The organism is Nocardioides secundeburneus (assembly GCF_039939255.1).
In the GTDB taxonomy this organism is placed as follows: domain Bacteria; phylum Actinomycetota; class Actinomycetes; order Propionibacteriales; family Nocardioidaceae; genus Nocardioides.
Genome location: NZ_JBDUUE010000001.1, coordinates 443373 through 456650 on the forward strand (window position 1 = coordinate 443373; position 13278 = coordinate 456650).

Sequence of the window (13278 nt, forward strand, 5' to 3'; positions counted from 1 at the left end):
TCACTCAATGAAGTAGTGCTTCGTTGGATGAAACCCTAGAGTGGCGCGGATCGCACTGTCAATGACGAGTTTCATTGAGCACGTGTATCGTTCACTCGGTGAAAGACACTGCCTCGGGCTTGATTGCCGTCGACCGGACCGTCCGCGTGCTGCAGGCGGTCAGCAGAACCGAACGACCACACCTCGCAGAGGTCGCACGCCAGGCCGGGCTCAACGAGGCCACCGCCCTGCGCTACCTGACGACGTTGGCCGGCCTCGGCTTCGTCGAGAAGGTCGACGGCCGTCACTACCGTCTCGGCTGGGAGGTCTTCCGTCTCGGCCAGCGCGCGCTGCTCGACCACGTGCCACGCGACGCCATCCGCCCGGTCGTCGAGGACCTGGTCGCTGCCTACAACGAGACGGTCAACTTCGCCTGGCGCAAGGACGACGCCGTGGTCCTCATCGACGTGGCCGAGGGCAATCGCGCGGTGAAGAAGGTCAGCGACGTCGGCCAGATCGACCCCTGGCACGCCTCGGCGCTCGGCAAGGCCTTGATGTCGACGATGACGGACGACGCGTGGCACGACCTGGTCGGCACCGGGCCGCTGCCGCGCTTCACCCCGCACACCATCACCAGCCTCGACCGGCTGGCTGCGGAGATCGAGCGGGCGCGTACCGACGGCTACGCCGTCGACCACGAGGAGGCAGACGAGGACCTGACCTGCATCGCCGCGCCCGTCCCGGCCCCCACCGGGCCGTCGCACTACGCGATCAGCGTCAGCTTCCTGACCCACCGACTCGACGAGAGCACCATCGGTGACGTCGGCGCCCGCGTGCGCGACGCAGCCGACCGCATCGCAACCCGGCTCTACTGATCTCCCCCGCCGGCCCGAGGCGGGGCTGACGTAAAAAGAGAACCGCCCGACCCGCATTGCGCAGGTCGGGCGGTGTCAGGATCTGCGCGCCTGTAGGGATTCGAACCCCAAACCTTCTGATCCGTAGTCATTTGCTGGTTGTCGTACTTCGGGCACACCGGGGGGGTCTCAACAAGGTTGCGGAATCACGACCGGACACTGCCGCCAGCGTTCGTCAGCAACGACAAATGGGCCCTGACCTGGCGTTATTGCGCAACATCGACGAACTCCAACTTGCGTACGGTCACCGCGACACGCCACATCTGATGACTGCCGACGGGCGCCAACGGAGCGACCAGCAGGTCCCCGCTCAAGTCGATCTACGCAGATCTTGGTAGATCTGCGTCGATCTGCGCACACGACTGTGCCCTCAGTGTGCCCTCAATACGCGCCCCGTCGCGGCTCGCGCGCGAGGGACGACCGTCATCACGACACCGAACCATGGAGCCCGTCTCAATACGGTTCTGGTGTCGTCCCCGGCTGTGTCACCACGACCTGGTCTTGCAATTCCTCGGCCGTGCCGTCTTGAAAGCCGAGCGGTGCGCCGCCTTTGAAGTCAAGCCTCACCTGCGATGATGCGGTGCAGGGTGACTCGGCCCCCGGGCGCGACGCCTTTGCTCTCGAGCTGCCACGCATCCAGTAGTCAACAGGCCAAAGAACCAGGACCCTCGCATGCTCGCCTTCAACAAGCGCCCTTGCTCGAGATGGTAGGCCCGTTCTACGAGCAGGTTCGTCTTCATGTCGTCGACGGACGGCGTGCCGGCCGAGGATCGCTCGCCGTTCTGAAGGAGTCACTGCCCGAAGCCTCCGGCATCTACATCTGGACCCGGCGACTGGATGACGACACGTCGGGAGCGACCGGCAGACAGCGCCTTCACTCGATGACCGACCGGATGCAGCAGACCCGGGAGGTACGACCAGAAGCCGGCCGGCTCGGCCGCTACAGGCGCGTGCAGATCTTCGACGATCCAGCAGCGCTGACGCGCTCCAGTCACACTCGCCTAGACGACTTAACCACGGCTGGCAAGACCGACATCGGCTGGGTCCTGCTTGCGGCCTCCATGTTTCAGCGACCCCTGTACGTAGGTAAAGCGCTGAACTTCAAGGATCGGATCCCGATGCACTTCAAGTCGGAGACGACCTTTGCGAAGCTGCTCGATCGCGACGGGTTCGACATCAAGGACTGCCTAGTGACGATGCTCGCAATCGTCGATCCGCCGAACGGTGCGGCGCTGGCCCCGCCGGGCAAACGCGGCGACGTCAGTGATCTGCAGATCTCCCTGGCTGAGTCCCTAGTCATTCGAGCATCGCACCCGGTTTACAACGTGAGGATGGACTGATGACCGACCTGAGTGCCATGGCGCAGGAACAGGCAGCGACCTGGACCCGGCCGATCGTCTACACGGCGGGCCAGTACAACTTCGCAGGCGAGGCCGTGCCCTATTTTTCGGCCACCCTGACTGTGAATGAAGCTCTGCGAAACCTGGAGTTGGCCCATCAACTGCCCGTCAACGCGGACGATCCGGTTCGGCTCGACGAGTTGATGCAGCGCGTGCTCGACGACAATCGGGCAGGCGAGGACATCGTCGACTACCTGAAGCGACCGGGCCACATCAAGTTCTTCAACAGTCTGACAGTCGTGCTGCTGCCAACAACTGCTGCTGGACGGCCTCAAGACGAGTTCGGCGCCCCGTTGGCGCCGCCAGACCCGACGTTGCTGAATGAGACGACTTACGACATCCGGCGCGCCGGTGGCGTGCTCATCCGACAGCTCAAGGGTGGCGAGGTCGGTTATCTGATGTGGCAGCCCGACAGGGTTAAGGCCGTCATCATCGACGGACAACACCGCTTCGCGGCCATTCGCACCTTAGCTGCGAAGGACCCTCACATCCTCGAAGCCGATCAGAGCCGCATCCCGATCCTCATCGTTGCGCCCGCCGCCGAGCTGGGGTTCATAGCTCCCGAAGGCGCGCCGCAGTCGATCATTGCGACCAGTCGAGCGATCTTCACCGACATCAACAAGAACGCAAAGCGAGTCAGCAGCGAGCGACAGTTCCTGCTCGATGACGTCAGTTTCTCGGCCGTAGCGATGCGTCGGGTCCTGACCGACGGGATCGGCGGGCCTTTCGCTGCCGAGGCGCATCAGACCCCGGCGCGTATCCCACTGGCGGCAGTCGACTGGACTAGGGCTGATCGGTCCAGATTCGATGACGACGAGTGGCCAGCCATCTCGACCATCCGCGCACTGCATCAATTGGTCGTGCAGAGCATGCAGAAGCAACCCGGCGAACAGGACTGGGATGCGTGGCGCGCTTGGATCAAATGGGTCACCGATGAACTTCAGCCTGACGAGCGCTGGGTTTCGCAGACGTTGATCCGACGCTTGTCTGCGGCCGAGGACCGCGAAGACGCCTTCGTACTCACCTCTAACGAGTTCGACGCAGCCGTCGAAGCATTCCCAGACACCCGCGGCCAGATCGTCGCCCTACCCCTGACGCGCATGGCGCCGTACGCCAAGATGTTGGCCGCCCTAGAGAGCAGCCAGCTCCTCGGGGGCAAGGACGAGCTCTGGCTCGGACAAGACGCCCGGGGCCGGCGGGCCTTTATCGCTCGTTACGGCGACGACGACCTCGTAGGTCGCGCTGCTGGCGTCGCGCAGAGCGTGAAGTCTGAACACCGCCTCGCCTACCAGGTCGTCTTCCAACGTGGGTTCGTCATGGCGGCTAGTGAGGTCTATGACGCTCGGGCCGCGCTAGCCGAGTACTGGGGTCTCGAGGCGTCGACGGGAGAGGTCGTTCTCCTGCACTGGATCGGCCTGTTCAATGAACGCATCGCGCCCTTGCTGAACGACCCGGACTTCTGGCGCGGGACAGCAATCGCAGCCGACGGCTCACTGAGTTACATCCAGGTTCCGATGCGTGGGGTGGCCGGATTGGTACTGCTCCTGACGATCTACGGATGGGAGGAGTTGTACGGCGACGAGCAGGGGTCGAAACACACAGACGACGAGGCCGCGGCGCTGGACAAGTACCTGAACCGTAAGGCCGTCACAAGCATGCTTGAGGACGAGGACGAGGACGACGGCAGTGTCAGCGACGGGGAACGTGATGACGACGAGGACGATCTGGGCGCTGCGCTCGGAGCCGACCGCGGCCTTCGGCTCCTCGACGACGACCCGTACCCATCCGCGGTCGACAACAGGGCAACTGCAGCAACGGCGGCGTGGATCGACCTTCTTCAGATCCGGCGCGGCCCAGCGCCAGGCGTCGTACCGGCGCTGCTGCGGGTATCGGCCCGGTGGTATCGCGATTCGCTACGGCGCTACTCCAACACCGTCCACCAAGCCGCACTGGGCTCGGACCCAGACGCAGACACGGCAGCGGAGATGGTCGTGGCGCTGGGTAGTCGAAGGCTCGCGGGCGCCACCAAGACAATCGTTGCTGGCACGCCGAAGGACCCCAGAACCACCAACGACGACCTGCAAGGCTGAGAACGCCGCATCGGTCAAATCATCGGGTCCTGCGCCTGCGGTAAACGGGCTCTTCACAGACCAGGGTGTAGTTGCGGTCTGAACCCTCCGGACTCGAGTAGCGATCTGGCGATGTAGTTGGTGAGGTTGCGGAATGCGAGTGCTGAGCCGCGGAGGTGTTCGAGCCTGCCGTTGATCGCCTCGGTCGGCCCGTTGGACGTGCCGGGTCGGTCGAAGTAGGCGAGCACGTCGTCGGCTCGCTTCTTCAATGTACGACCGAGGGTGACGAGCTCACCGAGCGCGTCAGGCACGCCGTGGCCGAGGGAGTCGATGAGCTTGACCATGAGTTCGCGCCCGGCCGTGCGGTCGGGGTGTCGGTAGGCGGCGATCATCCGTTGGTAGATCCCCCAGGTCGCCTCGACTGCGACGTGCTCGTCGGCGGCGAACAGGTCGCGCAGCCGTTGGGCCTGCTTGTCGGTGAGGAGGTCGGCGCCGGTGTGTAGGGTCCGCCGCGCGGAGTAGAGCGGGTCGTCCTTGTAGCCGCGGTGGCCGTGGATGATCTGCTGGATCCGGCGACGGCACTGGTCGAGAGCGTCGCCGGCCAAGCGGACCACGTGAAAGGGGTCCATGACCGCGACCGCGTCGGGGAGCTCCTCAGCCGCGACGGTCTTGAACCCGGTGAACCCGTCCATCGCGACCACCTCGACGCCGTCACGCCAGGCCTGCGGGCGCTCGTTCAGCCAGGTCTTGAACGCCTGCTTCGAGCGGCCCTCGACCATGTCCAACAACCGCGCAGGCCCAGTCCCGTCACGGATCCCGGTCAGGTCGATGATCACCGTGACGTACTTGTCACCGCGCCTGGTGTGCCTCCAGACGTGTTCGTCGACGCCGATCGCGGTGAGGCCGTCGAACCTGGCGGTGTCCTGGATCAGGGTGCGCTTGCCCTCGGCCAGGACGGCGTCGTTGGCGGTGTTCCACGCGACCCCGAGGCCCTCGGCGACCCGGGCGACGGTGAGGTGCTGACACACGATCGCCTCAAGGGCCCATCGCAGCCCGCGGCGCGACAGCTTGGCTCGCGGCTCCGCGGCCAGAGCTGTGTCTTGGCGCCAGACGTGGCCGCAGCCGCTGCACCGGTAGCGGCGGATCGTGACGACCAGGGTGGTGGGTCGCCACCCGAACGGTTCGTGCGCCAGACGTCTGATCACGGTGTCGCGGGCGTGACCCTCGCAGCCGCACCGCCGACACCACTGGTCGGGCTCGATGACGCGACATGCGAGCAGTGCTCTGTCGGCTTCGAGTCGCTGGCCGGTCACGACCAGGCCGAGCTCATCAAGGCGGCAGAAGGTAGTCAGATCAGCACTGGCGAAGCCGGCGCCGAGGGTAGCGTCGTCCATGTCGAGGTCTTCCGGATGGCTGTGTGAGAACTTCCATCCTCGGAAGACCTCGACCCATCTCCGGTCATCGACGCGCCGGGCGCTCCCGACCGAGACCTACACCCTCAACTGTGAAGAGCCGGTAAACGTGGCGATGTGTGCAGGGCTGCACGATTTCAACGTCTTCGGGCGGAACGGAAACCGCGAAGAACGGACTCCCGTGGATGCCGCACTTCGTGCATCCGCGATGAGTGGGAAACACCTCGAAGAACTTCTCGTGATCGCGGTGCTTGTTCGCGCTGAGCATCACTCGGACCTGGAACGGTCGTGCTCGCCAGATCTCGGTGTTCACATCGTCGGTCGAAGCGTGGTGCGGTGCCGACATCAATCCGATCAGTGGCCATGGAACGTACGGAACAGCAGGCCAACGGTCCAGCAGCTTCGCCGAGCTATCGCTCCAGATGATCACCCCGTCGTTGACCTGAGCAGAGGTCTTGTCCCGCACAAGTGCCTCGACCTCGCGCCGAGACCACCGTGTACCTGCTCGGCGAGCGCCGAGCGGCGCACGCATCCACACAGCCACCAGGAAGTCGGCCACGTCCTTGATCGCCGGACCCGCCGATGGCCACAAGAACGTCACCAGCGCCCGGTCGTTCTGAATCGTCAGGTACGACGCCCGGGCGAGGACGGCGAGGGCCTGCTGCGGCTCTGGAAGATCCGTTGCCATCACCTGCTCAGCGCTCACGATCGTGCAGGTCCCGGGCAGCCCAGACTCATGCCAACGCGGCTCGCCTGCGTATCGAGCGCGGTCCACGTCGAACCACCGGAACCTGAATCCCAGCGCATGGGCCTGCCAGACCAGCGCAACAACTCGCCTGGCGGACTCGGCCGCGCGTTCCCCGACCTTTTTCACGTCGTGTGGATCAAGTGACGAGTCATCGTCCTCGGCGAGTCCGAGTGACGCGAAGGTCAGGTCACTGCCGTCCGAGTACGTGTTCCCCTTGGACCCGAGGTGGGCGTCGGCGCTGGTGGGCGCGTCGCAATCGCCACATGGACACCCTGGACCGCTTGGGTCACCGTCTTGCGCAGCGTTTCCCTGCGGGATCCCAGAGTCATGAGGATCGAGGAAGTCCTCGCTGTCGCTACGGTCCGGGCCCGGGTCTTCGGGGGAAGGATCGAACTCGTCCTCGAGGTCGTCGCGCTCCCACGGCTCGTTGGCAGTCTGCCGGGCCTCGGCCAACATGAGCTCCTGCTCGGTCGGCGGCACCTGAAGGACTGGCAACTGGCCATCATCGGCAACAACAGAACGACTGCCGGTTTCGATCGCGTCGCGGTGATCTCGCAGAAGCCTCTCAACTGCTGGTCCCAGTCCAGACTTCGTGATCGCCTCGCCCAACACCTTCGTCGCCTCGACGATCGCCGTTCGCCTGCGTCGCGGGCTCTTGCCTGGCAAATTTTCCAGCACGTCAGCCAAGTCGGGAATAGCGACCTTCAGTCCATCGACGACCGACTCGGGCAAGGGCTCAGCCGTGGGTGGCGTCGCAACTGCATCCCATTCAGTGCTTCGTTGCGAGTGCTCCTCGATACGCAGGTTCATCGGGTCGCGGCCTTGGCTTGCAGCGCCGATATCGGCAGCAGCGCTTTGCGCGGCGCTCCGCGCCCTGGGGGCGTCAGTAGCCGCCAGCTCCTTGAGGACTTGGGGGTCAAGACCGGTAGCCGCGATGGCCTGCACGATGAACAGCCACTCGACGGGCATCCAGACTTCTGGCACTGCGCGCTCGGGGTGTTCGGCGTACTCGGCCAGGAACGCCCACATACCGCCGATGTGGTCGGAGTCGTCGTGCGTCAGTACCAAGATGTCCGGCTGCGCCTGAGCGGCTCGTCTGCCGAGCTCCGGCGCGCAACCGACATCAACTACGACGCGCGCGCGCATCTCATCTGCGGCCCAGATCCAGCTCTCGCCCGGCCAGACTGGGCTGCCTGCATGCGGTTCGCTGTCTCGGTACCTCTGTCCCCAGATGATCATGTGTCCCCCCACGCTGTAGTTGGTCAGCAGATGCATCTTTCCGGCTCGTCTACGGACAACCAATGACGAGCCGGGCTACGCAGGCTTTGAGCCGCGGCGTTCCAGCACTGGAGACAATCCGTGCCTTGGGCGTAAGCGCCGACGCGCGACTACGAGTTCGGCGCGGACGGATCCGGTAGTGCCGCGATGGCGTCGAGAACACGGTCCGCGTAGGCGTCCGCCGAGGGCCGGACGAAGTCGTCGTCGACCTGGGTCCACAACACCGCAGCCACAACCGCGACAATGATGGGAGGCGTCCACAGCAAGGCGTCGGCCCGTCCGTCCTCGGTCCACACAATTGCCCCGATGACTGCCGAGACGAGTGCCGCCAGCGCGGAGCAAAGGTAGCCGATCGGCTTGAGCCCGAGCAGGTTGCGGGCGAAGCCATAGTTGCGGTTCTCAGCGTTGAGCAGTCGGTTGCCCGCGCTTCCGCGGAACTTGGGCAGCACCCGCTTCATTGCTGCTTCATACATGGCGTCGGCCGCTGCTGGATCGGCGACTTCTTCAGGGAGGGTGGGCAAAGTAAGTCTCGCACCAATCACTCGCTCCACCTCACGGTGACGGCGAGTGACTTCCTGCTCCGGCGTACCTCCCCGATAGCGCAACCGGACCGTGGTGGGCATGCCACCCCACTTCGCCCGCAACCTTGGCTGCACTCGGTTGCCGGCTCGGCGAGCGGCCATCGCCGCGTACGTTGTCACGCCCAGCGACAAGATCGACCACAGCTTGCTCAGGCCAGGCAGGCCAGGCAGCATGACGAGCCCGAGAGTCAGTACCGGGGCCGCGGCCATCGCTGCGGGTGCGACTCGCGCCGTGAGCGTATAGCGGTCCATCAGTCGTCCCCGTCCTCGGCGAGAGGTCCCAGGGGAGCAGCCGGCCCATACCCGTCGCGAGCCGGCACGTCAGAGGAACCGTGTTGCAGGCTTTTGCTCTCCGTCGCGTACACCGTCATCCCCCGACGGGCGAGTGCGTTCGTGACCTTGGGCGAGGGATGCTTCTTGTCCTTCTTCGCACTGCTTATGACGGCTAGGTCAGTCCAAGCGGATTCGCCGGGTTCGCCGAACAATCTGTTGAGGACGCTGGGCGACAGATTGCGCTTGCTTCCGTGATGGGGCGCCTGAAACTGCGTCAGAGGGGTGTGTCGGAGCGGGCTCAGCAGTCGCTCGTACTCATCGGCAGCATGGTGCAGACCAGTTATGCCGGGCGGCGTCCGTGGCGATCACCTGGCGCCGTAACGGGGTGAGCGACGAGGTCGTGAACCACCTGGCTCTGGCACGTGCGTACCTGATGGCGGGTCGGCTCGACGAGGCCGAGTCCCACGCACGTCAAGTCGCAACCGTGGCGGAGCAACAGGCTCGACCACTAGCGGTTGCCTCGCTGCTGCTCGCGCGAGCCTCGATCGCGCGTGGCAACACCGAGGCAGCGCGTCGCCAGCTCGACGATGCCGCCACGGGCCTGCAAGCCGTACTGCAAGATCGGTGGGCCGCCCGGATCTGGTGCGAGATCGCCGAGGCGCACGACGAGATCGGCTCGGCCACTGCGGCCCGCGTGGCCTACCGACAAGCGGGGACTGCATCGGGACTGGCGGTGCCAACGATGCCGGATCCAGTTGGCTCGACCGCTCCTCGATAGTGCGGCGAACGCGCGAAGCGTCGATTGCGACACCTCTGGTTGCGCCGTATACGTCTCAAATGTTTAGATCTCAGTCGGCCGAGCGGCCGAAGCGAGACATGACGAGACGGAGTGCACGTGAGCGGCTGTGGATGGTTGATAGCGATTGGGTGCGCAGTCATCGGAGCGCTTCTGCTCGTGCAGAAGATCGCCGGCGCAGACGCCGCTGGCGACTTGATGACGAAGATCGGCTTTGTGGTCCTGATCCCCGTAGTGCTACTCATTCTTCTTGTGCGCTGGATCTTCACACGTTGAGCCGACGAACAATCCGTGGCGCAGCCACCTGCTACGAAGGTGTGGGCTTCGCCTTCGGGCGCCGCTTCGCAGTGGTCGGGCGAGGTTCGGGCGCAGGAGCCTGAAGACCCTTCAGAAGGGTCCCCGGGTCGATCTCGAGCACATCGGCGATACGCAGGATGTTGTGCAGCGTTGCATTTACCTGACCTCGCTCGACACGACCGATGTAGGACCAATGCAGCGCCGTGCCCTCTGCCAGACCTTCCTGACTGAGGTCTAGTTCAATGCGACGCTGTCGCACCCGGCCTCCGAACTCCGCCAGGGCAGCAGACACTGCAGGCTTGGCGGAGGTAGGCATGGCTCAATCGAATCGGTCCTAGCTGCAAACAGCCAGAGACGATGAGTTTGAGCCGTATACGGCTCGGAAGTCCCGGACTTCCATCTGCCTGCCACGGCACGAGCGGCATGGCTCGGCGATGGCGGCGCGTCCAGCACTGAGCAATGGCGCTCGTCGGTATTGGCGACGAGACAGAATCCTCTCGCAACGTCCAGCGCGTTCCAACTGGGGCCGCGACACTCAACTCGTCGCGGCCCCAGTCGCACTGACTCGCACCGTCGCGGCTACTCCTTGCCGAGTTCCTTCATGTAGGCCTGCAGGTGCTGGCCCCAGTAGCTGCGCAGGTCGTCGTAGATCGACGGGTCGCTGTGCAAGTTCTCGGCCTTGGCGTAGGCCATCAGCAGCATGTCGAGTGCGTTGGAGGTGCGCTGGATCAGGTCGAACATCTCCCCGCGCTCCTGGTCCTCGGGCAGCTTCGAGGAAGCGGCGCGCAGCGGGTCGTAGACGTCGCGGATGAACGGGTGGCGGTGGTTGATGCGCACGACGGCCTTGCCGTTGAGGTGGGTGATGTCAACCATCTCCTTGCCGGGCCAGGCCGTGTCCATCAGCGAGATCGGCCACTTCTCCACCTGCTCGCGCACGAGCTCGGCCTTCTCGGGCTCGGCGACGACGTCGATCTCAAGGTCCTCCAGCAGGTCCTGGATGACCTCGGCCTGCTTCTCGGGGCTCACCCCGAGGCCGGCCTGGCCTTTGGGGGCTGTGCGTTCGGCCGCCTGAACGGCCTGCATCACCTTCTGATTGTGCCCGTCGACGGTCTGGTTCTTGACCTCGGTGGCGCGCCAGTAGCGGCGGATCTCAGTGCGTGCGGTTTTGATGGGCCTCTCGAGCCAGGTCCGCAACTCAGTGCGCAGCTTGTCGACGGGCTCGGCGCCACGCTTGACGTGCCGGACCTGGAAGTACTCGTCGAGGGTGGCTGGGAAGGAGACCTCGATGCCGATGTAGCGGTCGATTCTCTCGACCTTGCCGAGCATGCGCGGAATGATGTCGTAGTAGATCTCGCGACCGTTGCGCAGCATCGAGATGCGGCCCTCGTTGTCAGGGATGTTGAACTCGGTCGCGTTCTTTCCCTCGGCGTCGGTCTCGCCGCCGGCGCCGCTGAAGGGTCGGAAGAACTCCGGGATCAGCGTGACCGTGACGTGCACGGTCTGGTCGTCGATCTTGATGTCGCCCTCGTCGACGATCCGACCCCGCAGCGTCTCTTCGGGCAGGTGCTTGTAGCGCTTGAGCAAGCGGGGGTTGTCGCGCAAGAAGAGCGGGTCGTGGAGATTGACCGCTGTGTCACCCAGGTGAATGTTCAAGCCCTTGTCGAGATACTCGCGGTAGGCGCGAGCGATGAACTTGCGCATCTCCGAGACCCTTGAGTCCAAGGAGCTGCCATAGGTGCCGCCGTTGGAGAGCCGGTCGATGTGCTGCCACAGGACCAACGTCCCGGACTCGAAGGCCTTGCCTTTCTCGTCGCGCATGAGGTCGGCATACTGCGCGGGCCACCCATCAAACGTCTCGGCCTCGATGTACTGCTGGGAACGATCCTTGATCTTCTCCAGGTCCAGATAGGCCCGGAAGTACCCGTCAGTACCAGCCGGCTTGGTGATGACCTCGATGCGAGTGCCGAGGCTGAGCGCCGCGAGCTTGAGACCGACGCCGAAGCGACCGAGACCCTCGCGCTGGCCATAGCGAGTCGAGTAGCCCATCTTGAGGATGCTCGGCAGGATGTCGGGTCCGATCCCGCGGCCGTTGTCGGCGAACACGATCGTGCGGATGTGCTTCTTGTCGCTGGAGAACTCCGGCACGATGCGAATGATGCTCGCGCTGGCCTCGATCGAGTTGTCGATGGGTTCGCCGATAGCCGCGGTCAGGTCGAAGCCGCTGTCGCGCATGCTCTCGAGCGCCCGGTCGACCTCGATGAGCGAGGCGCGGGGATTGGAGTCGCCGGAGTCGGCGACCTCGAAGGGGTTGGTGCTGGGGCTGTTCATCGTGTTCCTCTCTGTCTGCCTGAGGTGCCTTACTGCATCCCGGGCGAGCTTGTGATGGTCGTGCGGAGGTGGTTGGGGAAGCTGCTTGCGATCCGCCCCGAACCCACATCAGACCGGGCCGTGGATTGTGACGCCCGTCTCGGCCGGAGGCACGTCGGGGTGCGCCCACAGGCGGGCGTGGGCGACTGAGGAGGCGCAGAACGCGCAGTCGTGGTGCCTGTCGTAGGGACGCTGCGGGTGGATCGAGTTGCGCAGGCCGGAACCGAGAGCGTGAAAGAGGCTGCACTCCATGTCGAAGGCGGCCGAGACCGACGAAGCGGCATCGTAGGAGAAGTACTCCGCGCTCCTGCGGCCGGCATGCTCAAGCAGGCGCCGGCGCAACGAGGTGTCGCTGCGGCCCGCGTAAACGGGCCGGTCGCTCTCCCACAGCACGTAGGCGCCGATGGTGGTCGGGGGCAGCAGAGTGCGGATCAGCCAGGGCCGCAACTGGTAGCGGCGGGCGTTCATGCCGACACCGTCAGCGCACAGGGGAGCACGTTGTTGCTGCACTCCGGGGCATGCAACACCTCACCGGCGTACGCGCGGCGCCCGGCTGCGCGGGCTCGGGCGATGCGCTCACGCATCCGAGCGATCGGCACGCCCTGGCGGTCAGCAAGGCTCGCCGCGTCGTGGCCCTGAGCCAGCGCCATCAGGATGGAACGCTGGACCTCGGTGATAGCGCGGGTGCCGGTCAGCCACACGACCGTCTCGATCGCTTCGAGCGACGAAGGGCCGCCAGCGCACCGGGAGTCGGCACCGATGTCGTCGCGGTACTCCTGGCGCACCTCCAGGGAGGTGACGGGGGCGAGGGCGCGGCGGCTCTTGAGGACCTTCGCGGCGTTGGCCATCGCGCTGCGAGCCTGGAACTGAGCCGGGTGATCGCGCAGCGGGTTGCTGGCCACCTCGTCCAGAGCACGGTCAAGACGCTCGAGCGCGTAGGAGTCAGTCTGGGTGCGGGCACACTCCTGCAGGTACAGGTAGGCGCCCAGCGAGTTGTCGCTGAACATGTGGTTTCCCTTCGAGGTGGATGCGACCCCCGTTCGGTAGGTCGCGTCCCTGTATCGGGTGGTGTGGAGTTGTTGGTCGAACTGTAGCGGTCAGCACCGACATGGAGCAGGAGCTGATCGGGACCGATCGGTTCCGGTCCCACTTGTAGAGGGGGTC

At 65.1% G+C, this 13278-nt stretch carries 11 protein-coding genes; 4 read left to right on the plus strand and 7 right to left on the minus strand.

Going from position 1 to position 13278, the window contains the following annotated elements; translation table 11 throughout:
• Window positions 1-98: 98 nt before the first annotated feature.
• The 3 genes from ABFT23_RS01955 to ABFT23_RS01965 all read left to right on the plus strand — a co-directional run bounded on the left by ABFT23_RS01955 (window position 99) and on the right by ABFT23_RS01965 (window position 4383).
• Entirely contained in the window at window positions 99-854 is a 756-nt protein-coding gene (locus ABFT23_RS01955; protein WP_347892187.1) for an IclR family transcriptional regulator, read from the plus strand.
• Window positions 855-1588: 734 nt separating this feature from the next.
• Entirely contained in the window at window positions 1589-2233 is a 645-nt protein-coding gene (locus ABFT23_RS01960) for a hypothetical protein (protein ID WP_347892188.1), read from the plus strand.
• Window positions 2233-4383, plus strand: coding sequence for a DNA sulfur modification protein DndB (locus ABFT23_RS01965; protein ID WP_347892189.1), 2151 nt, complete (start codon window positions 2233-2235; stop codon window positions 4381-4383). Before ABFT23_RS01960 ends, ABFT23_RS01965 begins: the two co-directional genes overlap by 1 nt.
• Window positions 4384-4436: 53 nt before the next feature.
• On the opposite strand, the gene ABFT23_RS01970 is transcribed toward ABFT23_RS01965, so the two are convergent.
• From ABFT23_RS01970 to ABFT23_RS01980, 3 genes are all read right to left on the minus strand, one after another.
• A complete protein-coding gene (locus ABFT23_RS01970; RefSeq protein ID WP_347892190.1) occupies window positions 4437-5756 on the minus strand; it encodes an ISL3 family transposase in 1320 nt (439 codons plus the stop codon).
• Window positions 5757-5820: 64 nt separating this feature from the next.
• A complete protein-coding gene (locus ABFT23_RS01975) occupies window positions 5821-7797 on the minus strand; it encodes an MBL fold metallo-hydrolase (protein WP_347892192.1) in 1977 nt (658 codons plus the stop codon).
• 113 nt (window positions 7798-7910) lie between these two features.
• Window positions 7911-8633, minus strand: coding sequence for a hypothetical protein (locus ABFT23_RS01980; protein ID WP_347892193.1), 723 nt, complete (start codon window positions 8631-8633; stop codon window positions 7911-7913).
• A gap of 406 nt (window positions 8634-9039) precedes the next feature.
• Between ABFT23_RS01980 and ABFT23_RS01985 the strand changes: the two genes are divergently transcribed.
• Entirely contained in the window at window positions 9040-9432 is a 393-nt protein-coding gene (locus ABFT23_RS01985; RefSeq protein ID WP_347892194.1) for a tetratricopeptide repeat protein, read from the plus strand.
• A 325-nt stretch (window positions 9433-9757) separates the two neighbouring features.
• Here ABFT23_RS01985 and ABFT23_RS01990 read toward each other — a convergent pair whose 3' ends face one another.
• The 4 genes from ABFT23_RS01990 to ABFT23_RS02005 all read right to left on the minus strand — a co-directional run bounded on the left by ABFT23_RS01990 (window position 9758) and on the right by ABFT23_RS02005 (window position 13121).
• Window positions 9758-10063, minus strand: coding sequence for a helix-turn-helix domain-containing protein (locus ABFT23_RS01990; protein ID WP_347892195.1), 306 nt, complete (start codon window positions 10061-10063; stop codon window positions 9758-9760).
• Window positions 10064-10326: 263 nt separating this feature from the next.
• On the minus strand, window positions 10327-12075 hold the full coding sequence (locus tag ABFT23_RS01995) for an ATP-binding protein (protein ID WP_347892196.1): 1749 nt from the start codon (window positions 12073-12075) through the stop codon (window positions 10327-10329).
• Between the two features lie 108 nt (window positions 12076-12183).
• Complete coding sequence (locus ABFT23_RS02000) at window positions 12184-12582, minus strand: hypothetical protein (protein ID WP_347892197.1); 399 nt, start codon at window positions 12580-12582, stop codon at window positions 12184-12186.
• Complete coding sequence (locus tag ABFT23_RS02005; RefSeq protein ID WP_347892198.1) at window positions 12579-13121, minus strand: hypothetical protein; 543 nt, start codon at window positions 13119-13121, stop codon at window positions 12579-12581. Before ABFT23_RS02005 ends, ABFT23_RS02000 begins: the two co-directional genes overlap by 4 nt.
• Window positions 13122-13278 lie beyond the last annotated feature (157 nt).